We start from the raw sequence: 21,963 nt of genomic DNA, 5'->3' as shown, positions 1-21,963 counted from the left end.
GCCAATTAATGCAAACGGTTGCTCAGGTGTCAACGGTCTTCGATTGCGAGTTTGTTGCGACCGTGGTCGTACTGGGTGATCAGACCCTCGCGTACTGACATAAAACGGGCCAGATGATCCCTGGGCATTGACGAAGGTGTCCGTCCCGTGGCAACTTCTGCTGCAAACCTTTGCAGCCAAACCCGGAGGCGGAGCAGGATGTCCCCAGAACCCGATCGGCGGCTGCGCTACGCGCTCGTCGGCGCCGGCGCCCGCGCCGAGATGTTCGTCCGGTCCCTGGTCCTCGACTACCGGGACAGCACCGAACTCGTCGCCTTCGCCGACAGCAACCAGGCCCGGATGGACGCGCACAACTCCTGGCTCGAGGAACTCGGCCGCGACGCCGTACCCACCTACCCGGCCAGTGACTTCGTCACCATGCTGAGCAAGGAACGGGTGGACGTCGTCCTGGTCACCACCGTAGACCGGGTGCACGACGAGTACATCGTCGCCGCCCTGGACGCCGGCTGCGACGTGATCACCGAGAAGCCGATGACTGTCGACGTGCCGCGTTGCCAGCGGATCCTCGACGCGGTGGGCCGGACCGGTCGCACCGTCCGGGTCGCCTTCAACTACCGGTACAACCCGCTGCACGAACGGGTCCGGCAGGTGCTCGCCGACGGCGAGATCGGCGAGATCGGCTCGGTGCACTTCGAATGGCTGCTCGACGTACGCCACGGCGCCGACTATTTCCGCCGCTGGCACCGCGACAAGGCCAACTCCGGCGGCCTGATGGTGCACAAGGCCAGCCACCACTTCGACCTGGTCAACTGGTGGCTGGACGCGGTCCCGGTGCAGGTCTATGCGGCCGGCCGGCTGTTCTTCTACGGCGAGTCCGGCCGCCGGCACGGCTACGCCCGCGACTACGACCGGGCGCACGGCGAGGTTGCCGCCGCCGGTGACCCGTTCGCCCTGCAGATGGCCGCGCACCCCCGGCTGCGCGCGCTTTACCTGGAGGCCGAGGCCGAGGACGGCTACCGCCGCGACCAGAACGTCTTCGCCCCCGGGGTGACCATCGAGGACGACATGTCGGTGCTGGCCAGCTACTCCACCGGGGCCACGATGACGTACCACCTCACCGCGTACGCCCCCTGGGAGGGCTACCGGGTGATGTTCAATGGCAGCAGGGGTCGGCTCGAGTTGGAGGTGGTGGAGAGCGACTTCGTCAGTCCGTACGCCGCCGGCGAACTCAAGGGCGCCGCGCTGCACGGCGTCCAGGCCGCGGTCGAGGAGGGCTGGGCCAAGCTGACCGTCCGACCGTTCTGGGAGCAGCCCCGGCAGGTGCCCGTCGCCGGCTACACCCGGTCCGGGCACGGCGGCGCGGACGCCAAGATGACCGCTGTGCTGTTCGGCGGCGAGACCGACCCGATGGGCCGGGCCGCCACCGCCCGCGACGGTGCGCTCGCGCTGCTGACCGGGCTGGCCGCCAACCGGTCCTTCGAGACCGGCCAGCCGGTCCGGGTGTCAGACCTGCTCACCGTCGACTGACCGGCGGGTCTGGCCACGGCGTACCGGCCGGCACCGCCCCACCGCACAGCGACGACCCCTGATTTCGTACCCCGAGGAGCCTGCTTCCGTGTCCCCGCAACCCGACCGGTCGGACCAGCTGTTCCCAGCCGAACCCGCCCAGCGGTCCATCGCCCGCGAGCTGTACGCGCACGCCCGGGACCTGCCGGTCATCTCGCCGCACGGCCATGTCGACCCGGCGCTGCTCGCCGACGATGAGCCGTTCCCCGACCCGGCGCGGCTGCTCGTCGTGCCGGACCACTACGTCACGCGGATGCTGCTCAGCCAGGGCATCCCACCCGGCGAGCTCGGCGTACCGACCCGGCCGGGGATCCGGGCCCGGCCGCCGGCCGGCGACGGCGACTACGCCACCGAGACCGACGGCCGGACCATCTGGCGCCGGCTCGCCGCCAACTGGCACCTGTTCCGGGGCACCCCGTCGCGGCTGTGGCTGGAGAAGACGTTCGCCGAAGTGTTCGAGGTGGACGCCGTACTCGGCCCGGACACCGCCGACGACGTCTACGACGCGATCGCGGCGAAGCTGGCCGAACCGGCGTACCGGCCCCGGGCCCTGTTCGAACGGTTCAACATCGAGGTGCTGGCCACCACCGAGTCGCCGCTGGACGACCTGGCCCGGCACGCCAAGCTCGCCGCCGACGGCTGGGGCGGGCCCGGCGGTCGGGTGATCACCACGTTCCGGCCGGACAACGTTGTCGACTTCGAGTTCGACGGCTGGGCGGACAACGTCGCCGCGCTGGGCGCGATCACCGGCTCCGACACCGGCACATACGGCGGCTATCTGGCGGCTCTGCGGGCCCGTCGGCAGGCGTTCATCGCGGCTGGGGCGACCAGCTCCGACCACGGCCACCCGACCGCGCTGACCCTGCGGCTGGACCAGCGGGAGGCCGCCGAGCTGTACGACCGAGGGCTGCGCGGCGAGGCGACGGCGCAGGACGCCGAGGCGTTCCGGGCGCACATGCTGGTCGAGTTCGCCCAGATGTCCATCGAGGATGGACTGGTGATGCAGCTGCACCCCGGCTCGGTGCGCAACCACAACAAGTGGCTGTACGCCACCCACGGCCGCGACGTCGGCGGCGACATCCCGCAGGCCACCGAGTACCTGCACGCGCTGACCGCGCTGCTCGACGCGTACGGCAACGACCCACGGCTACGAATCGTCGTCTACACCCTCGACGAGTACACCTTCACCCGCGAGCTGGCCCCGCTCGCCGGCGGGTACGCCGCCCTCTACCTCGGCGCGCCCTGGTGGTTCCTGGACTCGCCGGAGGTGCTGCGCCGGTTCCGGGAGGCGGTCACCGAGACCGCCGGGTTCTACAACACCGCCGGTTTCGTCGACGACACCCGGGCGTTCTGCTCCATCCCGGCCCGGCACGACGTGGCCCGTCGGGTCGATGCCGCCTTCCTGGCCCGGCTCGTCGCCGAACACCGGCTCGGCCTCGACGAGGCGGCCGAGACCATCGTCGACCTGGCGTACCGGCTGCCCAAGCGGGTCTTCAAGATCGGGGAAAAGCTGCCATGAATGTGACCATCACCGGCGTCGACGTGCACGACGTACGGTTTCCGACCGCCGCGGCCGGCGACGGCTCGGACGCGATCAACCGGGGCGACTACTCGGCCAGCTACGTCGAGCTGCGCACCGACTCGCCGGACGGGGTCTTCGGGGCCGGCTTCACCTTCACCAACGGCCGCGGCAACGAGATCACCTGCGCGGCCGTACGCGCCCTCGCCCACCACGTCACCGGCCGGACCGTCGCCGAGATCGTCGCCGAACCGGTCGCCTTCTGGCGGTCACTCACCGCCGACGTGCAGCTGCGCTGGCTCGGCCCGGAGAAGGGCGTCATTCACATGGCGTGCGGCGCGCTGGTCAACGCCGTCTGGGATCTGCGGGCCAAGCTGGAGGGCAAGCCGCTGTGGCGGCTGCTCGCCGAGATGCCCACCGACGAACTGGTCGCCAATGTCGACTTCCACCACATCAGTGACGCGATCACGCCGGACGAGGCCGCCGCGATCCTGGACAAGGGGCTGGCCGGGCAGGCCGACCGGCTTGCCGAGCTGGAACGTGACGGCTTTCCGTCGTACACCACATCGGTTGGCTGGCTCGGCTACCCCGACGACAAGGTCCGGGCGTTGACCCGGGCGGCGTACGCCGAGGGTTGGCGGGCGATGAAGATGAAGGTCGGCGGCCCGATCGACGACGACATGCGCCGGGCCCGGATCATCCGTGCCGAGATCGGTTCGGACGCGTTGCTGATGATGGACGCCAACCAGGTGTGGGACGTCGACGAGGCGATCGCCAACATGGCCCGGCTGGTCGAGGTCGACCCGTACTGGATCGAGGAGCCGACGCACGCCGACGACGTGCTCGGCCACGCCCGGATCGCCGCCGCCGTCACCGAACTGTCCGACGGCCGGTGCCGGGTCGCCACCGGCGAGGTCGCCGCCAACCGGGTGATCTTCAAGCAGTTGATGCAGGCCGAGGCGATCCGGGTCTGCCAGATCGACTCCTGCCGGATCGCCGGGGTCAACGAGGTGCTGTCGGTGATCCTGATGGCCGCCAAGTTCGGTGTGCCGATCTGCCCGCACGCCGGCGGCGTCGGACTGTGCGAGTACGTGCAGCACCTGGCGATCTTCGACTACCTGCGGGTCGGCACCTCGCTGGACGGCCGGATGGTCGAGTACGTCGACCACCTGCACGAACACTTCGTCGACCCGGTCCGCACCCGGGGCGGCCGCTACCTGGTGCCCGAGCAGCCCGGCTACAGCGCCACCATGAAACCGGCGTCGATCGCCGAGTTCTCCTTCCCGGACGGGCCGGTGTGGCGGTGAACAACGACATCCCGTTGCTCAGTATGGGCACCCTGGGCCGGGTGCCCGCGGACAGCCGACCGCTGGTACGCCCCGGCGACGTCGACGCCGGTATCGTCCACCTGGGCCTCGGTGCCTTCCACCGGGCCCACCAGGCGGTCTACACCGAGCAGGCGGTCGCCGCCGCCGGCGGTGACTGGGGCATCGTCGGTGTCGCGCCACGCAACATCGACGTGGTGCGTCGGCTCACCGACCAGGACTGCCTGTTCAGCGTCACCACGCTGTCCACCGCCGCGGCCCGGACCCGGGTGGTCGGCGGGCTCGCCGGGGTCCGGCACGCCGCCAGCGACCCGGCGGCGGTGGTGGCGCTGCTGGCCGACCCGGCGATCCGGGTGGTCACGCTGACCGTGACCGAGAAGGCGTACCAGTTGGATCCGGTCACCGGGCGGCTGCGGCCGGACGAGGCGGTCGCCGCCGACCTGACCACCGACCGGCCGCCGGTGACCGTTCCGGGCCTGCTGCTGCGCGGGCTGGCGGCCCGCGCCGCCGCCGACGCCGGCCCGCTCGCCCTGGTCAGCTGCGACAATCTGCCGTCGAACGGGCGCCGGCTGCGTGGTCTGGTCAGCGAGGCTCTGGCGTACGCGAAGGTGCCCGACGAAAGCGCCGACTGGGTGCACGCCAACGTCACCTTCCCCGGCACCATGGTCGACCGGATCGTGCCGGCCGCCACTGCGCAGACCCTGGCCACTGCCCGGTCCGCGCTCGGCGTCAGCGACCTGGCGGCGATCGCCGGGGAGCCGTACTCGCAGTGGGTGGTCGAGGACGACTTCCCCGGCGGCCGGCCGGCCTGGCAGACCGCCGGGGCGGTGCTGACCGGCGACGCCGGCCCGTGGGAGCGGCTCAAGCTGCGCGGGCTCAACGGGGTGCACTCGGCCATCGCCTACCTCGGGGCGCTGGCCGGGTACGACACCATCGCCGAGGCGCTGGTCGGTATCCCCGGCCTGCCCGAGGTGCTGCGCCGGCTGATCGCCGAGGACGTGGCGACCAGCTTCACCCCGCCGGACGGGGTTTCGGTTGTCGGTTACGGCGAGTCGGTGCTGGAGCGGTTCGCCAACCCGGCGATCCGGCACCGCACCATCCAGGTGGCGATGGACGGCTCGCAGAAACTGCCGCAGCGGGTGCTGCACACCATCGCCGAGCGGCGTGCGACAGGGGACCGGCCGTACTGGTCTGCGCTGGTGGTCGCCGCCTGGATGCGGTTCGTGCAGGGGCGGGCCGACGATGGGGCCGAGCTGCCGCTGGACGATCCACTTGCCGGGCGGATCCGGGCGGCGCTGGCTGAATCCGGTGCCACCCCGGCGGGCGTGGTCGCCACGCTGCTCGGGCTCACCGAGGTGTTCCCGGCGGAGCTGGCGGCCGACCCGGAGGTCCAGGAAATGATCACGACCTGGCTGACCACGCTGGACCAGCATGGGGTGGTCGGCGCGCTGACCGGCGCGGTCGGCTGACGGCGGCCGTCGACAGGTGGAGGTTCCCGACGTGACGAGCAACCCGCCCCGGGTGGCCCTGATCGGCGCCAACGGGCATGGCATGTGGCACCGGCGGCAGATCGCCCCGCTGCACGCCGCTGGTGAACTGCGCCTGGTCGGCCTGGTTGACGTACGGCCGGTCGAGCCGGCACCCTACGCCCCGGTCCCGGACGGGGTGCAGGTCGACACCGACCACCGGCGGATTCTGGCGGACACCCGGCCGGACGTGGTGGTGATCTGTACGCCGCCGCACACCCATCTGCCGATCGCCCTGGACGCCCTGACCGCCGGCGCGGACCTGCTGCTGGAGAAGCCGCCGGTGCTGTCGCTGGACGAGCACCGGCGGCTGACCGCTGCCCTGGCCCGGCACGGCCGGGCCTGTCAGGTCGGTTTCCAGGCGCTCGGATCGGCGGCGCTGGCTGAGCTGATTGCAACGGCCACCGGCGGTCGGCTCGGCTCGGTCACCGGGATCTCGACGGTCGCGTCCTGGCAGCGCGATGACGCGTACTACCGGCGGTCGCCGTGGGCCGGGCGGCGTACGGTCGACGGCCGCCCGTCGTTGGACGGTGCGCTGGCCAACCCGTTGGCACACGCCACCATGCAGTGCCTGGCGGTGGCGGCAGCGGTGGATCCCAGCCCGCCGGTGCTGGTCGAGCTGGAGCGCTACCGGGTGCGTCCGATTGAGGTGGACGACACCGCGTCGATGCGGATCACCCTGAGTTCGGGGTTGTCGATCGTGGTCGCGGTGACCTTGGCCGGGGAGAAGTTCATTCCGGGTGAGGTGCTGGTGCACGGTACCGCCGGCACTGCGGTGCTCGAGTATCCGACGGACCGGCTGCGGCTGCCCGGCGAGCAGGCGATGCGGCCGGTGCCGGGGCGGACCGGGCTGCTGGAGAACCTGCTGGCGCACCGCAGGGATCCGTCCGGTGTACCGCTGATCGCCCCGCTGAGCCGGACCGAGGCGTTCACCGCGTTGCTGGAGGTGGTTCAGGCCGCTCCGGAGCCGTGTCTGATCGGTCCCGACCGAACGGTCGCGACCGGGGCGGCTGGAACGGACCGGGTGCTGACGATCGAGGGCGTGAACGCGGTCGTCCGGCGCGGTGCGGCCGAGTTGGCGCTCTTCTCCGAGCAGGAGGTGCCGTGGGCGGTCCGGCCACACCGGGCCCGGCTGGCGCAGGGGGTGGTGGGCCGCTGACCGGGTCGGCGGAGAACGTACTGCAAACTGGCGGCCGCCGCCGGTGTCGCGAAGTCGGACAGATTAGTCGTCCTCTCGGCAAATTGATGTCGGGTAAATAGGTCTCGCCCGAATGCAATGCAAACAATCTGCAAACAACTTGCATTGACACATTTCGTGATGAAACTTATCGTTTGGGTTCAGGAAGATTGCGTCAGTGTTACGTGATCGAGTCCAGACAATAGTTTGCGGAGTGTGGTAATGCGACTGAGGAGATTGACTGCCGCTGTTGCCGGAATCGCGATCGTGGCGGTGCTGCCGGCCCCGGCCGCCGCCGGCCGGGACACCGGTTCCGACCGGCTGTCCTGGACGGCCCGGTCGCTGGGCCGCCAGGCGTTGCCACCGAACGACGGTTGGGCGGCCGCCGGTGCCGGCACCACCGGAGGATCGGCGGCCAGCCAGGACAACGTCCACGTGGTCGACAGCCGAGCCGAGTTGATCGACGCCCTCGGCGGCGACAACGCCACCAACCGGAACAACGACACCCCGAAGATCATCTACATCAAGGGCACGGTCAACGGCTTCGAAGGGCCGGACGGCAACCTGCTGACCTGCGCTGACCTCGCCGACCCCGAGTACGACTTCGACGAGTTCCTGGTCACCTACGACCCGGCCGTCTGGGGATACGAGAACGACCCGAGTGGCCCGCTCGAGGACGCCCGTCGACGGTCGGTCACCAACCAGACCCGGTACACCCAGATCAACGTCGGAGCCAACACCACCATCATCGGGCTGCGCGGAGCCCGGCTGGAAAACCTGACCCTGATGGTGGACAGCGTCCGGAACGTCATCGTCCGCAACATCGTCTTCGACGACGCGTACGACTGCTTTCCCGCCTGGTCGCCGGATGACGGCGACGCCGGCAACTGGAACTCCCAGTTCGACCTGATGTCGGTGCGTCGCTCAGAGAATGTCTGGGTCGACCACAACACCTTCACCGACGGCGACAACCCGGACAGCGCCCAACCGATCCACTTTGGCCGGCCGCTGCAGGTGCACGACGGAGCGCTCGACATCACCCACACAGCCAGCCTGGTGACCGTCTCCTACAACCGGTTCGACGGCCGGGACAAGGTCATGCTGATCGGCTCGTCGAACACTGTCGGCCCGGACGTCGGCCGGCTCAACGTCACCCTGCACCACAACGTCTTCGATGGCAGCCTGCAACGGCTGCCCCGGATCCGGTTCGGTCAGATCGACGTCTACAACAACCACTACGACCTGTTCGGCGACGATTTCGAGTACGCCGTCGGAGTAGGCGTACAGGGCGCACCGTACCTGGAGAACAACTCGTTCCGGCTGGGCTCCGGGATCGACACCGCCGACCTGCTGCACGACTGGGGCGGCACCGTGCTGACCGAGAAGGGCAGCTGGGTCGGGCAGGGTCACCGGCCGCTGCGCCCGGCCAGCCTGCTCGACGCGTACAACGCGGCGAACGACCCGGACCTGGGCGACGACGCTGGCTGGACCCCGACCCTGCGGCACGGGCCAGTGCTGCCCGCCGCCGTCGTCCCGATCTACACCCGGCTTACCGCAGGCGCCGGCAAGCTCCCGGTCTGACCTGTCGGCAGGCTGCCGGTCTGACTGACCAGCCTGGCCGGGTCACAAGCGGGGTGGGCCGGCGAGACGCCCGCCGGCCCACCCCTTTATCCGCACCGCCACCGGCGTGGTGCCAACCGAAGGAGCGCACGTGCAGAGCAGAACGAGCGGACGCCGTCGTGGGCTGTTGGCCACGCTGGGCGCGAGCGCGGTCACCGCGACGCTGGTCCTCGCGGCGACCAGCGGCAACGCTCACGCCGCGACGTTGTTCCAGGCCGACTTCGAAAGCGGCGGCACCAGCGGCTGGTCCAAGTCGGGCGGCAGTTGGGAGGTCGTCTCCGACGGCAGCCAGGTGCTACGGCAGGACAACACCGGCAGCAACCTGGCCCGGTTCTTCGCCGGCAGCACCAGTTGGACCGACTACCAACTGCAGGCCAGAGTCAAGCCGTTGTCGTTCAACGGATCCGACCGATTCGTCGGCATCGCCTCCCGGGTCACCAGCAACACCAGGATGTACCGGTTGGCGCTGACCAGCAACAATCGCGCCGAGCTGCAGGTGGTCAACGGCAGCCAGATCACTGTGCTCGGCTCGGCGGCACTGAGCGTGGCCACCGGCACCTGGTACACCCTGCGGATCGAGTCGAGTGGCAGCACCGTCCGCGGCTACGTCGACGGCAGCCAGATCGGCTCCGGCAGCGACGACTCATACGACTCCGGCCGGATAGCCCTGGTCACCGGCTACGCCGGGGCCAGCTACGACGACGTCAGGGTGGACACTCTCGGCTCCGTACCGGAACCCACGACCCCCGCGCCGACCACCGCGCCGCCGACCAGCCCGCCGCCGACCACCGCGCCGCCCACGACCGCGCCGCCGACCAGCCCGCCGCCGTCCGGTGACACCCTGTACGTTGCGCCGAACGGTAGCGACAGCGCGTCCGGGACGGTGTCCGACCCGACGACGCTCACCTCGGCGATCACCCGGGTCGCCCCCGGCGGCACGATCTACCTGCGTGGCGGCACCTACCGATACTCGCAGACCATCACCATCGGTCAGGGCAACAGCGGTACGCCCAGTGCCCGTAAGAATCTGTACGCCTACCCGGGCGAGACGCCGATCCTGAACTTCTCGGCACAGAGTGAGGATTCGGCCAACCGTGGGCTGGCGATCGGCGGGTCCTACTGGCACGTATACGGCATCATCGTCGAACGGGCCGGCGACAACGGGATCCTGCTCGCTGGCAACCACAACATCATCGAACGGGTGGTGACCCGGCACAACCGGGACACCGGCCTGCAGTTGTCGCGGCTCATCGCCGGAGCACCGCGCGACCAGTGGCCGTCAAACAACCTGGTGTTGAGCTCGGTGTCGCACGACAATGTCGACTCTGACGGTGAGGACGCCGACGGATTCGCCCCGAAGCTCACCGTCGGTCCCGGCAACGTCTTCCGCTACACCGTGGCGCACAACAACATCGACGACGGGTACGACCTTTACACCAAGAGTGACACCGGACCGATCGGCGCGGTGACGATCGAGCACTCCCTGGCGTACGACAACGGCACGCTCAGCAACGGTGGTCAGGCCGGCGACGGCGACCGCAACGGCTACAAGCTCGGCGGCGAGGACATCGGCGTCAATCACACCATCCGGAGCAACATCGCGTACCGCAACGGCAAGCACGGGTTCACGTACAACCGGAACCTCGGCACGATGACGGTGTCGAACAACGTCAGCATCGGTAGCGAGGAGCGCAACTTCAACTTCGACGGTGGTAGCTCGGTGTTCCGTGGGAACACGTCGTGCGACAGCGGCTCGAACGACCGGATCATCGGCAACTCAGACAGCTCGAACCAGTTCTGGTCCGGCTCGAACGGCCCCCGGTGCTCGGCATACTCGGGCTCGTTGGGCTGGTCGTTCGCCTCGGACGGTCGTCTCGTGGTCACCTTCGGGGGACGGGTGGTGACACCGTGACCGGCTTCGTCCACTGACCAGGACCGTCCACCGGAAAGCGTGCGGCCGGTCTTCCCAGCTGGGAAGACCGGCCGCACGCGACGAATCAAACGTCGTGACTCCCAGCCGGGGCGGCGGTGGTCAGAGCCGCTGGCCGTTGGCGGCGTGGAAGGCGTGGTGCTGGCCCGGCCGGGGTCGGACGAAGACGGTGTCGTTCATCCGCGGCATGTGCCGGCGGTCGGTCCGCACCACGAACCGCTCCGAACTGCCGTCGAGCGTCGCGTAGCCGTAGACGTTGGCGTCCGAGCCGAGGTCCTCGACCAACTCGACCGACATCGGCATGCCGCCCTCGGAGGCGCCGACCAGGTCGCAGTCCTCGGGACGGAACCCGACGGTGACCTTGTTGCCGCCGCCGTTGGCCTTGGCCGCCTCGACCTGCTCGCGGCTCAGCTCGACGACCAGGTCGGCGAAGACGGCACCCTGCTCGGTCAGCGGGACGGTCTTGATGTTCATGGCGGGCGAGCCCATGAAGCCGGCGACGAAGACGTTCGCCGGTACGTCGTACAGGTTCCGCGGGGTGTCGACCTGCTGCAGTACGCCGTCGAGCAGAACCGCCACCCGGTGGCCCATCGTCATCGCCTCGACCTGGTCGTGGGTGACGTAGACGGTGGTGACCCCCAGCTTGGCCTGCAGCGAGGCGATCTGGGTACGGGTCTGCACCCGCAGCTTCGCGTCGAGGTTCGACAGCGGCTCGTCCATCAGGAAGACCTGCGGCTCCCGGACGATCGCCCGACCCATCGCGACCCGCTGGCGCTGACCACCGGAGAGCGCCTTCGGCTTGCGGTTGAGGTACTCCTCCAGCTGCAGCAGTGCGGCGGCTTCCTTGACCCGGCGGTCGATCTCCGACTTCGAGGTCCGGCGCAGCTTCAGCGCGAAGGCCATGTTCTCGTACACCGTCATGTGCGGGTAGAGCGCGTAGTTCTGGAAGACCATCGCGATGTCGCGGGCCTTGGGCGGCAGGTGGGTGACGTCGCGGTCGTCGATGAGGATGCGGCCCTCGTCGACGTCCTCCAGGCCGGCGAGCATCCGCAGGCTGGTGGACTTACCGCAACCGGAGGGGCCGACCAGTACGAGGAATTCGCCGTCGCCGATCTCGAGGTCGAGCTTGTTGACAGCGGGTCGCTCGGTGCCCGCGTAGATGCGGGACGCCTGGTCGTAGGTGACCGTAGCCATGGTCAGTGCTTCCTTTCACCGGCAGGAACGTGCCGGACGATCCGAGTGAAGGAGCGACCGGCGCTCCGAGCGCCGGCCCACGCGTACCCGTAGCCGCCGGGGCGACGTGTTGCGCGTGTCACGCCACGGTAAACGGGATTTGCCTGGCTGCCAAGACCGGGACGGCCCGCAACTACCTCCGATAACTGGCTAAAACGGACATCGACGTGGGGTATGCCACTGTTCGTCACCCTTGGCCGGCGGTCCACGGCGACCGCCGCAGCGACGGACACCGTACGCAGAACGGGAGAGATCGATCGGACAGGCCGGCCGATGCGGCGGTATCGCCACGTCAGTGGCTATGCTGACGCTGAACGAACGCTGCCCCTGTAGCTCAGTTGGCCAGAGCACTCGCCTTGTAAGCGAGATGTCGCCGGTTCGAGCCCGGCCGGGGGCTCCAGCACTGCCGCGCAGGTCCCGCCGTGCGACGCACGGCGGGTCGCCGTGACAGCGGCGCTGGGCTCGTACCGCAGGTGCAGCCGGTCACCCTCGGCAGACTTGAGCAGACCCTGTGCGTGCCTGCCGGGGCGGTTGCGCGCACGGCGCGTGCAGGTGTGCTGTACCGCTGACCCCTCGAGGCCACCTGCCAGCGAAGGTCAACAGGTCAACCCAACGATATTTTTCTAGTCCACAAGTACCGAGAATGCGTCTGGTGCATAGAACCGACGAGTCGTGTGGCTTGATTGATGCTAGTGGGGCCAACATGCCGAGGTCAACCAGTTGTTGTACCAATACGTTTGCGCGGCCGTAAGATATTCCAAGTTCTTTTTGTGTCAATCTGACCGTGAATGCGATATGCGCGATCGCGAAATTGACGAGCGCGTGGGCGGTGTCCGCTCTGAGTGTCGAATTTCTGATCACCTCCTTCATGTGTTCACGGGCTTCGACGAGTTTGAGCATTTTTTGTGAGTGATGTTGGCGGAAGACTCAAGGCCGCTTGCGTTTACATGGGCAACCCCAGTCGCCATTTGTGCTGACTGCAAGAAGGTGGTCGTAGTATTCGGTTCGCCTAGCCTCGAACCAAGGGGAGGCGGTGAGTGTGGGTTCAAGTAGAACCCCCTGTTTCAGCAGGTGTGCAACGATGAGGAATCGCCCGGTTCTGCCGTTTCGTCATGAAAAGGATGTAGTGTTTCAAACTGATAGTGGGCGACTGCTGCTGCTACAACCGGATCTACTTCTTCCAGTACTTCGCTATCTGTCATCCAGTAGAGAAGGTCTTGAAGTCTTGCCCTGAGATCAATTCCTGGAGGTGAACGAAGCGAGCTGCATGTGCCGGTGGCGTGTTTCGGGGGACGTCCTCGGCCGATGTGTGACATGCCCTCGTGGCTGATGCGATCATGGATCGTTACCGCGCTGGCTCAAGGCTCCAGCGACGGCAACAGCGGTGTCGCCGCCGACCCAAGGTGCTCCTGTGGACCTGATGCCACAAGCGCATCCTGATTCACCTCTGGCATCAGGCTCAACCGGTGCCCGACCACAGAAGATGACGTTGCGTATCGGTAACGACTGCAGTTGGTGGCTGAGGGTTGGTGCTGGCTGTCGTGGCGTGGCTCCTGCCCCGGGTAACGGTTCGGTGGTGATTCCACCCCGTCGGTTCCTGTCGGGCGACTCAGTTGTCGCCGCCCACCGCTACGATCGGCCGGCCCCGCGTACAGCGGGTTGCCAGGAAAGCTCCGAGCCGCCTGCCGGTCAGGAGTCACGGGGCCCTCATCAGAAGTAGGTAGAACATGTCTGACCCCTCTCAGCCGCAGTACCCGGGCGCGCCCGCCGGGCAGCCGGTGCCGCCGGCTGGAGCCGCTCCCGGGCCGGCCTACGCCGGCCAGCCTGGCGTTCCGATGGCCCCGCCGCCCAAGAAGTCCAAGGCGGGCCGGATCATCCTGATCGCCCTCGCCGCCGTGCTGGTGCTCTGCCTCGGCGGCGCGGCCGTGACCTTCTTCCTCGTCCGGGACACCGTCGGTGAGGTCATCGAAGCGACCCAGACCCGGCTGGTCACCCCGGACACCCTGGCCGGCCGCGAGCTGAACACCGACCCGACCTTCCAGGGTCTCGCCGAGGAGGTGGCCACTGGGCTGGCCGCCGACGTGCCCGAGTCGACCAGCAGCATCGGCGCCTTCTACGGCGACATCGAGCAGGAGAACCTGGTGATGATCGCCGGCGTCTCCGGCGTGATGGCCGACCCGGACCAGGAGCTGGCCGACGCCACCGAAGGCGACGCGACGGGCCTCGGGATGACCAACGTCACCGATGTCGACGCCGGTCCGAAGGGCGGGTCGGCGCGGTGCGGCGACGCCGACCTGGAAGGCATCCCCGGCGGGGTCTGCGTCTGGGCGAGCCGCGGCGCGCTGGTGATGTACGTGTTCTACTTCAGCACCGGCGAGGAAGCCGCCGGCTCGCTCGTCGAGATCCGCGACGCGGTCGAGCAGACCAGCTGACGGAGCACTGCCTGACGTCGTCGACCCGCCGCACTACTACTGCGGCGGGTCGACGCCGGGCGGGGCCGACGAGTGCGGCGCCCGCGCCAACAGCCCGTACCGCCGGATTGTCCGCAGCGGCTCGGTGGCCGCGCCCTCCCGACGCAGGATGTGGTTCGCGGCCAGGATCCCGGTCACCGCTGCCCGTTCCATCAGAGCGCTCGGCAGATCAGTGTCGATCCCGTCGCCGGCCAGGAACAACCCGTCCGCGTCGGTGACCACACCGGGCCGCCCCGCCGCCGCCCCGGGCGGAAACGCCGGGGCCTGCGCCTCGACCCGCGCCCGTGACTCCAGCACCGGCAGGTCGGCCACCTCCGGCCACAGCGACGCCAACTCGGCGCGCATCCGGTCGGCCAGCACCTCCGCCGGCACCTGCTCCGGGCAGGCGTACGCGTGGAGTTCGAGCACCGCGCCCCGGCTGCGCTGCGCCCACTGCCGCGCCTGACGCTCCAGCCGGTGGTAGAGGGTGACCGAGTCCAGGGTCGGCTGGCGGGAGACCCCGCTGAACACCGGCCGGTCGGGTGCGACGTCGCCACCCAACCAGAGCCGGGCCACCGCGTACGGCGGAGCGTCGACCAGCGTGCCGACCCGCTCGGCCAGCGTCGGCGCGGCCTCGGCCAGCCGTGGCGAGCCGGCCAGCAGCGTGCGCAGCGCCGGCGGGTCGACGGCCAGCACCACGTACCGGGCGGTGTGCGCGGCTCCGGAGGCGCACCGCACCTGCCAACCGTTGGCCCGCCGGGGGATGACGGTGTGTACCGCGTCGCCGGTGACCACCCGGCCGCCGTGCCGGCGCAGATGTTCGTGCAGCGGCTGCCAGATCGCGGCGTCGTAGTCCTGCTCCGGCGCGTCGAAGCCGAGCCCTTCCGGATTACCCAGGAAGTAGAAGTGGAAGTTGGTCACCAGCTCGGCCGCCGACAACTCCCGCTCGTGGTTGAAGAACGAGTGGGAGAAGACCTCGAACAGCATGGCGCGGGCCCGGTCCGGCAGCCGCAGCGAGTCCAGCACCTCGGCGGCGGACCGCTGGTCGAGCTCGGCGTACGTCCGATCCGGATGGTAGGCCAGCAGTGGCATTGCCGCCCGACGGTCCATCTCGCGCAGTTCGCGTAGCCGCAGGCTCGGGCTGCGCAGCAACAGCGCCAGCAGGTTCAGCGGCGGTGTGGTCGGCAGCCGGCCGAACTCCTCCGGCGGCCACTGCGCCGACCACACCGGATAGCCGTCGACCGGCCGCAGCATGCCAAGCGTCGGGTCGGCCCGGCGCAGGATCGCCCGCCAGTTGTAGTACTGGCGGAAGAACGCGTGAAAACCGTGGTCGACCGGCTGGACCGTACCGTCGGTCAGCGTCTCCGGCCAGGCGGCCAGCCGTCCGCCGAGCTGGGCGGCGCCTTCCAGTACGGTGACCCGTACGCCGCGTTCGGCGAGGACGATCGCCGCGCACATGCCGGCGATGCCGCCGCCGACGACCAGCGCGTCGGTGCCGGCGGCCACCCGGTCGGTGCCGGCCGGATCCGCCCGGACCAGCTCGGACCGTACGCCGAAGAGCCGGCCGACCGTTCGGGACAGTCCCAAGAGTTCGTCCTCCCGCCCGCGGTGATGGGTCCGGTGTCGGGGTCCAGTGTGCCGGTCCGGTCGGGCGGGGAGGCGACTTTGGGGTCACCCCGCGCGTGCCGTCGGTGGCTACCATCCGGACCATGGCTGTCGACCCGTGGCGTGACCGCGCCCGCCGCGCCGTCGGCGGTCGGCTGCGCAGCAACGGCGACAACCGGCCGCACTACGTCGTCTGCGGGCACGACCCGCTGGCCTACCGGCTGGTCGGCGAGCTGGTGGCGGCGGCCGCCACGGTGACGGTCATCGTGCCGACCCGGCCCCGGCCGGACGGCCCGGACATGCGGTCGATCAAAGGGATCCGGCTGCTGCGGGCCGACCGGCTCACCGAGCAGACGTTCCGCAGCGCCGGGCTGGCCGGCGCGCGCGGCCTGGCGCTGCTCAACCAGGACGACGTCGGCAACATCAACGCCGCGCTGTGCGCCCAGGAGGTCGAGCCAGACCTGCGGGTGGTGATGCGGATGTTCAACACCCGGCTGGGTAGCCGGGTGAAGCGGCTGTTCGCCGACTGCGAGGTGCTGTCCGACGCGTCGATGGCGGCACCTGCGTTTGTCGCGGCAGCCCTCGGGGTGGTGTCGCCGACCCACTTCCGCCATGGCGGCCGGACGCTGCATGTGGCGCAGCGCGACGAGGTCCGCCCCGAGCACGTCATCTGCGGGCTGGCCGACCTGAGCGACGCCGGCAGTCCTCGGGTGCTGCCGGCCGACCAGCACACCGCCGATCTGGTGCTGGCCGAGGCGGCCGGCAGCCAGCTGACGCCGGCCCGGGCGGCCCGTCGGATCGTCCGGGCCCGCCAGCGCGCCCGGCTGTGGCGGGACCCGGTCCGGGCGTTGCGGTCCTTCGCCACCCGCAAGATCGGGATGGCCACGCTCGGCGTACTGGCGGTGGTGGTGGTCTTCGGCATGCTGCTGTCACGTGCCGAGGGGGTGAGCGTCGCCGAGGCGGTCTACCTGACCGTGGTGATGACGCTCAGCGGCGCCGATCCGGACCTGGGCAAGTCGGCCGCCGTACAGGTGATGCAGGTGGTGCTCAGCCTGGCCGGGCTGGCGTTGATCCCGCTGCTCACCGCCGCCGTGGTGGACGGTCTGGTGAACGCCCGACTGGCGATCGCCGACCGGCAGACCCGGCCGGAGCGGGTTGGGCACGTGGTGGTCGTCGGGCTCGGTAATGTCGGCACCCGGGTGATGTGGCAGTTGCACGACCTCGGCGTCGAGGTGGTCGGGGTCGACAAGGACCCGGACGCGCGGGGCGTCTCGGTCGCGCGGGAGCTGGACATTCCGTTGATCGTCGGCGACGGCTCCCAGGAGGAGACGCTGCGCGCCGCCTCGGTGGCGACCTGCCGTGCGCTGGTGATCGTCTCCACCGACGACGTGACGAACCTGCAGGCGGCGCTGTACGCCCGGGAGATCCACAGCGACGTGCACGTCGTGCTGCGGCTGTTCGACGGCGACTTCGCCAGCCGGATCCAGCGCACCTTCAACATCGGCATATCCCGCAGCGTGTCGTACCTGGCGGCACCGGCGTTCGCCGCCGCGCTGATGGACCGCGAGGTGATCGCGACCATCCCGGTGGCCCGGCACGTGCTGCTGGTCGCCGAGGTGATCGTCGCCGCCGGGTCGGCGCTGGACGGCGGGTCACTCGCCGCCGCCGGCGACAATCCGGGCGTACGGGTGATCGCGTTCGCGCAGTTCGGCGAACCCGGACCGGTGTGGCTGCCGGCGTCGGGATTCCGGCTGCGGGCCCGGGACCGGATCACCGTGGTGGCCCGCCGGTCCGGGCTGAGCTGGCTGCTCAAGCAGGCCACCGAAGCGGTCGACGACGCCGAGCCGGCACCCTGACCCGGGCCGGGCAGGCCCTTGATCAGGGCCGGGTCGGTCAGGCGGCCGGCACCTCGGTGCCGAGCACCGCCTGCTCATCCGGGTAGTGCACCAGCACGTCGGCCAGGAACGACTGGACCGCCGGGGCCAGCCCCACGTCCCGGCCGGCCTCCTCGGACAGCCGCCACCGGTGTTCGATGACCTGGGCGAACAGCTCCGACGGCTCGACCTTGCGGCGCAGGTGGGCCGGGACGGCGCGGACCACCGGCTCGAAGACCTCGGTCAGCCAGCGGTGCGCGGCCTGCTGCTCGTCGGTCAGGTCGCTCTCCGCCCGGTGCGCGTCGAGGTCGTTGAGCAGCCGGCGGGCCTGGTTCTCTTCTGCGTCCAGGCCGGTCAGCCGCAGCAGCCGTCGGCTGTGGTAGCCGGCGTCGACCACCTTCGGTCGGACCAGGTAGGAGCCGCGGTCGACGACCGACATCGCCACCTCGGCGACGTCGAAGCCGAGTTCGTTGAGCCGGCGGATCCGCCGTTCGATGTCGTGCCGGGACTCCCGTTCGATGTGCTGCTCGTAGGTGATCTCGTGCCACAGCCGTTCGTAGCGGGTGACCACCTCGTCGGCGACGGTCTCCGGGTCGATCGACTCGTGCAGCAGGCCGGCGGCCTGCAGGTCGAGGGCCTCGCCGAAGATGTTGACCCGGGCGATCTCCAGGTCCTCGCCGCGTTGCCCGTTGGACAGGCCCGGCCGCAGCGCCCCGGTCTCGGCGTCGACCAGATACGCGGCGAACGCGCCGGCGTCGCGGCGGAACAACGTGTTGGACAGCGAGCAGTCACCCCAGAAAAAGCCGGTCAGGTGCATCCGGACGATCAGCGCGGCGAGCGCGTCGAGCAGTCGGGCCAGGGTCTCCGGGCGCAGCTGGTTGGAGAACAGCGCCCGGTACGGCAGCGAGAACTGCAGGTGCCGGGTGATCAGCACCGGGTCGAGCGGCTCGCCGTCGGCGTCGGTGCGGTCGGCGACGATCGCCACCGCCTCGACCGACGGGAAGTCGATCCGCTCCAGGGCGCGCAGCAGGTCGTACTCGCGTTCGGCGACCCGTTCGCCGGTCTCCTTCACGGCGTAGACGGTGCCGGCGAGTTTGACGAACCGGACGACGTGCCGGGAGATGCCCTGCGGCAGCGCCACCAGGTGGTCGGCAGGCCACTGCTCCAGCGGTGTCGACCAGGGCAGGTCGAGCAGCGCCGGGTCCACAAGGGCCGAGGTGATCCGCACGGGATCAAGCATGACGGGTACGACGCCGCGATGCCCCCTGCCGTGGCTCGGCTAACACTGTTGATTTGATCCATATTCGGGTTTTTGTGGTGGTCCCGCCGTCAAGCTGTCGCCGTAGCGACACGACATCGTCACCGCGTCGGTTCGGTAACCTGGCCGGCGTGCCCGAGCCGACCGCCACCCGCCCGTCCGCGCCGCTGGCCGACGCGCCGAGCCGGTCCGGGCCGACGCCGGCCGGCTGGTGGCTCGACGCGGTGCTGCTGGCCGCGCTGGCCGGGCTGACCGGGGCGCTCGCCGCCGGTGTGTTTCTCGACACCGACCTGGCGGTACGGGACTGGGTCGACGCGCACCGGCCGCCGGTGGCCTACTGGGCTGCCCGGGTGCTCAACTTCTTCGGCCAGGGTGGCTGGCTGCTGATCCCGGTCTCGACCGTGCTGGCGCTCTGGCTGGCCCGGCGGGTCCGCTCGGTGCGCCCGCTGCTGCCGGTGCTCGGCGCGGTGGTGGCGACCTACCTCAGCGTCGGCGCGATGAAGGTGCTGCTGCCCCGGGGCTACCCGCACAACTTCGACGACCCGTTCCCGGAGCGGCTGTTCACCGAGGCGACCCCGGCGATGGCGTACCCGTCCGGGCACGTCACCAACGCTATCGTCTGGTACGCGGTGATCGCCCTGCTGATCACCGGTCTGCTGCGGTCGTACGGCCGGCAGGTCCCGGCCCGGCGGCCGTTTCCCGGCTACCTGGCGCTGCGCTTGCTGCCGGCGGCGGTCCTGTTCTGCAGCACGGTCTACCTCGGCTACCACTGGTTGACCGACTCGGTCGCCGGGCTGCTGCTCGGCTGGCTGCTGCTGCGCCTGCTGCAGCGGGTGCCGTGGGACACCGTACGGCTGCCGGCGCTGCCCGGCGGCCTGGACCGCCAGGCCGGGCTCTTCTAACCAGTAAGCCCTCGCTGTTCGGTGCCGCGTCGAGTTGCGGGCTGCACGCCTCACCTGGCCCCTGACCCGCACCTTAGCCCGTCTAGGGACGCCGTACGCTTCGAATATGTCGGGGCTGGTGGCGCGAGCGGCTGAGCCTGCGTCATGTACAGGCCGTTGCCAGGAAGGCCGGCGAGGTCAGTCACGTGCAGGTCGGACTTGGCACACCGGTCTCCGGGTAGCTCGCTGCGGAGGACGAGCCAAGATCACCATCTCGGGGCCTCCCTCTCTGCAATGCGAGAAGCGATAGGGGGCATCCACCCCCCATCCCGTCTGCCGTCGACCCCGCACACCGTGGAGCGGGCCGCCCGCCCGGCCCGCCACGTCAAGACGGCCTTGACGTGCGTACGGACGCTGGCGGGTCGGTCAGTGGTCTGCTCGGCTCGCCCGGGTCGACGGCGGGCGGAATGGCTCCCCACCGTCACCACCCACGGACCGCGAGCCGACGGCGGCCCGTCCATTCCTGAAGCCGGAGCGCCCCCGCCGGAGGCGCAGCGACCGCAACCCCGCACGCGCCCGGCTCCCGTGCGATCGGCGCGGCGTGCGCTCGGCCACTCCGCGCCCCGGCTGGTGGCCGGCCCAACACCACACGTGCTGAACATCGGCAGTCGGCGGCGGGCGGGCGGCCGGCACCGGGCGCGTAACCGACCGCCGTAAGCCGGTCGGGACTTCTAGGGCCGCCGTACGCTCTCGGGTATGTCGGGACTGGTGGCGCGAGCGGCTGAGCTTGCCGAGGAACAGTTAGCTGCTGCTCTACCTCGGCGCTGGCGTCATGTGCAGGCCGTTGCCGGGAAGGCCGGCGAGGTCAGTCATGTCCTGGACCCGACGGACGCTGAGGTTCTCGTCGCTGCCGCGTGGCTGCACGATGTCGGGTACGCCCCTGGCGTGGCGGATACCGGCCTGCACGCTCTCGATGGCGGGCGGTGGCTGCGTCGTGTCGGGGTGTCCGATCGCGTGGCCGCTCTGGTGGCTCATCACTCGTGCGCGTTGTTCGAGGCGGAGGAACGTGGCCTTCGGGACGAGTTGGCCGCTGAGTTCCCGCAGGAACAGTCGCTCACGGCTGATGCCCTCTGGTACGCGGACATGACGACCGGCCCGGACGGACACGACGTCGCCGTTGCGGACCGGCTGGCGGAGATCGAGCAACGCTATGGCCCGGATCACCTGGTCACCAGATTCTGGGTACGGGCCAGACCGACACTGCTGGAAGCCGTCGAGCGCACCACGGGTCGGCTCGCGGTGTCCTAACCGATGTACGGCTTCGAACGCCCCTCGTAGCCGTGATCGATGCGCAGCCGCATGGACGGATGGATCGTCAGCGTGCTCAGCTCATCCTTGGCGACCCATCGGACTTCGGACGACTCGTCGCTTGTGGTGGGTTCGCCAGACAGGTACCGGGCGCGGAAGCAGATGGAGAACTGCTGCCGTACCTCGCCATCGCTGTACTCGATGACATGGTTCGGGTTGGTGTAGAGGCCGACGATCTCGGTCACCTCGATGTCAACCCCGGCTTCCTCCTTGGTCTCACGCACGGCTGTCTCGGCGATGTACTCGCCGAAGTCCTGCGCCCCGCCCGGTAGCGCCCACAGGTCGTTGTCTGTGCGTCGTACCAGGAGAACGCGGTTGTCCGCGTCGAGGACGAAGGCGGTCACAGCGACAACGATCGAGTTCGGTCGAGGGGCGTCCGGGTTGTTGAAGTGCTCGGTCCTGGCCACGGCTCCTAGCCTGCCACGGGCGGGGGCCAGATCGGTGCGGCGCTGGACCAGACGCGGTCGAAGCTGTCAGCGTAGGTGTCGAACAGATCGCCCCCGGAGAGCCGCCGGAGATGGAAGACCGGGGCATGTGCGGCGGGGAACCCGTAGGCGTGCGTGTTGACAAGGAGGTCTATTCACAGGCGATCCTGTAGAAGTGCAGCCCGATGACACAGGAGATCGTTTCC

16 protein-coding genes and 1 tRNA gene are annotated in these 21,963 nt (G+C 69.7%); 12 read left to right on the top strand and 5 right to left on the bottom strand.

Annotated features, from left to right (window positions below; translation table 11 throughout):
* Window positions 1-198 precede the first annotated feature (198 nt).
* From ACFHWS_RS19525 to ACFHWS_RS19495, 7 genes are all read left to right on the top strand, one after another.
* Window positions 199-1,527, top strand: a complete 1,329-nt coding sequence (locus ACFHWS_RS19525) for a Gfo/Idh/MocA family protein (RefSeq protein ID WP_416551915.1) — start codon at window positions 199-201, stop codon at window positions 1,525-1,527.
* Window positions 1,528-1,615: 88 nt separating this feature from the next.
* Window positions 1,616-3,085: a glucuronate isomerase gene (gene uxaC / locus ACFHWS_RS19520; protein ID WP_416551914.1), complete on the top strand. Its 1,470-nt coding sequence runs from the start codon at window positions 1,616-1,618 to the stop codon at window positions 3,083-3,085.
* A complete protein-coding gene (locus tag ACFHWS_RS19515) occupies window positions 3,082-4,392 on the top strand; it encodes an enolase C-terminal domain-like protein (RefSeq protein WP_416551913.1) in 1,311 nt (436 codons plus the stop codon). The genes uxaC and ACFHWS_RS19515 overlap by 4 nt, the downstream gene beginning before the upstream one ends.
* A gap of 23 nt (window positions 4,393-4,415) precedes the next feature.
* Window positions 4,416-5,879: a mannitol dehydrogenase family protein gene (locus tag ACFHWS_RS19510; RefSeq protein WP_416552087.1), complete on the top strand. Its 1,464-nt coding sequence runs from the start codon at window positions 4,416-4,418 to the stop codon at window positions 5,877-5,879.
* 31 nt (window positions 5,880-5,910) lie between these two features.
* Entirely contained in the window at window positions 5,911-7,095 is a 1,185-nt protein-coding gene (locus ACFHWS_RS19505) for a Gfo/Idh/MocA family protein (protein WP_416551912.1), read from the top strand.
* A 246-nt stretch (window positions 7,096-7,341) separates the two neighbouring features.
* A complete protein-coding gene (locus ACFHWS_RS19500; RefSeq protein WP_416552086.1) occupies window positions 7,342-8,694 on the top strand; it encodes a pectate lyase family protein in 1,353 nt (450 codons plus the stop codon).
* Between the two features lie 130 nt (window positions 8,695-8,824).
* Window positions 8,825-10,645 (top strand): family 16 glycoside hydrolase, encoded by a 1,821-nt coding sequence (locus ACFHWS_RS19495; RefSeq protein WP_416551911.1) that lies wholly within the window; start codon window positions 8,825-8,827, stop codon window positions 10,643-10,645.
* 120 nt (window positions 10,646-10,765) lie between these two features.
* On the opposite strand, the gene ACFHWS_RS19490 is transcribed toward ACFHWS_RS19495, so the two are convergent.
* Window positions 10,766-11,857 carry an ABC transporter ATP-binding protein gene (locus tag ACFHWS_RS19490; RefSeq protein WP_278171834.1) on the bottom strand — a complete coding sequence of 364 codons (1,092 nt, stop codon included), beginning with the start codon at window positions 11,855-11,857 and terminating at the stop codon, window positions 10,766-10,768.
* Between the two features lie 362 nt (window positions 11,858-12,219).
* On the opposite strand from ACFHWS_RS19490, the gene ACFHWS_RS19485 reads away from it, so the two are divergent.
* Window positions 12,220-12,296: transfer RNA gene (locus ACFHWS_RS19485), tRNA-Thr, on the top strand.
* Between the two features lie 664 nt (window positions 12,297-12,960).
* Here the strand turns inward: ACFHWS_RS19485 and ACFHWS_RS19480 are convergent.
* On the bottom strand, window positions 12,961-13,239 hold the full coding sequence (locus tag ACFHWS_RS19480) for a Fic family protein (protein ID WP_416552085.1): 279 nt from the start codon (window positions 13,237-13,239) through the stop codon (window positions 12,961-12,963).
* Window positions 13,240-13,623: 384 nt separating this feature from the next.
* Between ACFHWS_RS19480 and ACFHWS_RS19475 the strand changes: the two genes are divergently transcribed.
* Complete coding sequence (locus ACFHWS_RS19475) at window positions 13,624-14,328, top strand: hypothetical protein (RefSeq protein ID WP_416568720.1); 705 nt, start codon at window positions 13,624-13,626, stop codon at window positions 14,326-14,328.
* A gap of 36 nt (window positions 14,329-14,364) precedes the next feature.
* On the opposite strand, the gene ACFHWS_RS19470 is transcribed toward ACFHWS_RS19475, so the two are convergent.
* On the bottom strand, window positions 14,365-15,933 hold the full coding sequence (locus tag ACFHWS_RS19470) for an FAD-dependent oxidoreductase (protein WP_416551909.1): 1,569 nt from the start codon (window positions 15,931-15,933) through the stop codon (window positions 14,365-14,367).
* A 122-nt stretch (window positions 15,934-16,055) separates the two neighbouring features.
* Between ACFHWS_RS19470 and ACFHWS_RS19465 the strand changes: the two genes are divergently transcribed.
* A complete protein-coding gene (locus tag ACFHWS_RS19465) occupies window positions 16,056-17,807 on the top strand; it encodes an NAD-binding protein (RefSeq protein ID WP_416568719.1) in 1,752 nt (583 codons plus the stop codon).
* A 37-nt stretch (window positions 17,808-17,844) separates the two neighbouring features.
* Here ACFHWS_RS19465 and ACFHWS_RS19460 read toward each other — a convergent pair whose 3' ends face one another.
* Window positions 17,845-19,065: a DUF4032 domain-containing protein gene (locus ACFHWS_RS19460; RefSeq protein WP_416551907.1), complete on the bottom strand. Its 1,221-nt coding sequence runs from the start codon at window positions 19,063-19,065 to the stop codon at window positions 17,845-17,847.
* 149 nt (window positions 19,066-19,214) lie between these two features.
* On the opposite strand from ACFHWS_RS19460, the gene ACFHWS_RS19455 reads away from it, so the two are divergent.
* Both ACFHWS_RS19455 and ACFHWS_RS19450 read left to right on the top strand, forming a co-directional pair.
* On the top strand, window positions 19,215-19,985 hold the full coding sequence (locus tag ACFHWS_RS19455; RefSeq protein ID WP_416568718.1) for a phosphatase PAP2 family protein: 771 nt from the start codon (window positions 19,215-19,217) through the stop codon (window positions 19,983-19,985).
* Between the two features lie 735 nt (window positions 19,986-20,720).
* Entirely contained in the window at window positions 20,721-21,272 is a 552-nt protein-coding gene (locus tag ACFHWS_RS19450) for an HD domain-containing protein (protein ID WP_416551905.1), read from the top strand.
* On the opposite strand, the gene ACFHWS_RS19445 is transcribed toward ACFHWS_RS19450, so the two are convergent.
* Window positions 21,269-21,739 carry an NUDIX hydrolase gene (locus ACFHWS_RS19445; protein ID WP_416551904.1) on the bottom strand — a complete coding sequence of 157 codons (471 nt, stop codon included), beginning with the start codon at window positions 21,737-21,739 and terminating at the stop codon, window positions 21,269-21,271. The genes ACFHWS_RS19450 and ACFHWS_RS19445 overlap by 4 nt on opposite strands.
* Window positions 21,740-21,963: the final 224 nt, after the last annotated feature.

The sequence above is a fragment of the Micromonospora sp. LOL_013 genome (genome assembly GCF_048060315.1).
In the GTDB taxonomy this organism is placed as follows: domain Bacteria; phylum Actinomycetota; class Actinomycetes; order Mycobacteriales; family Micromonosporaceae; genus Micromonospora_E.
Note: the sequence above shows the minus strand (reverse complement) of the source record. Positions and strands in the feature narration are given on the sequence as shown.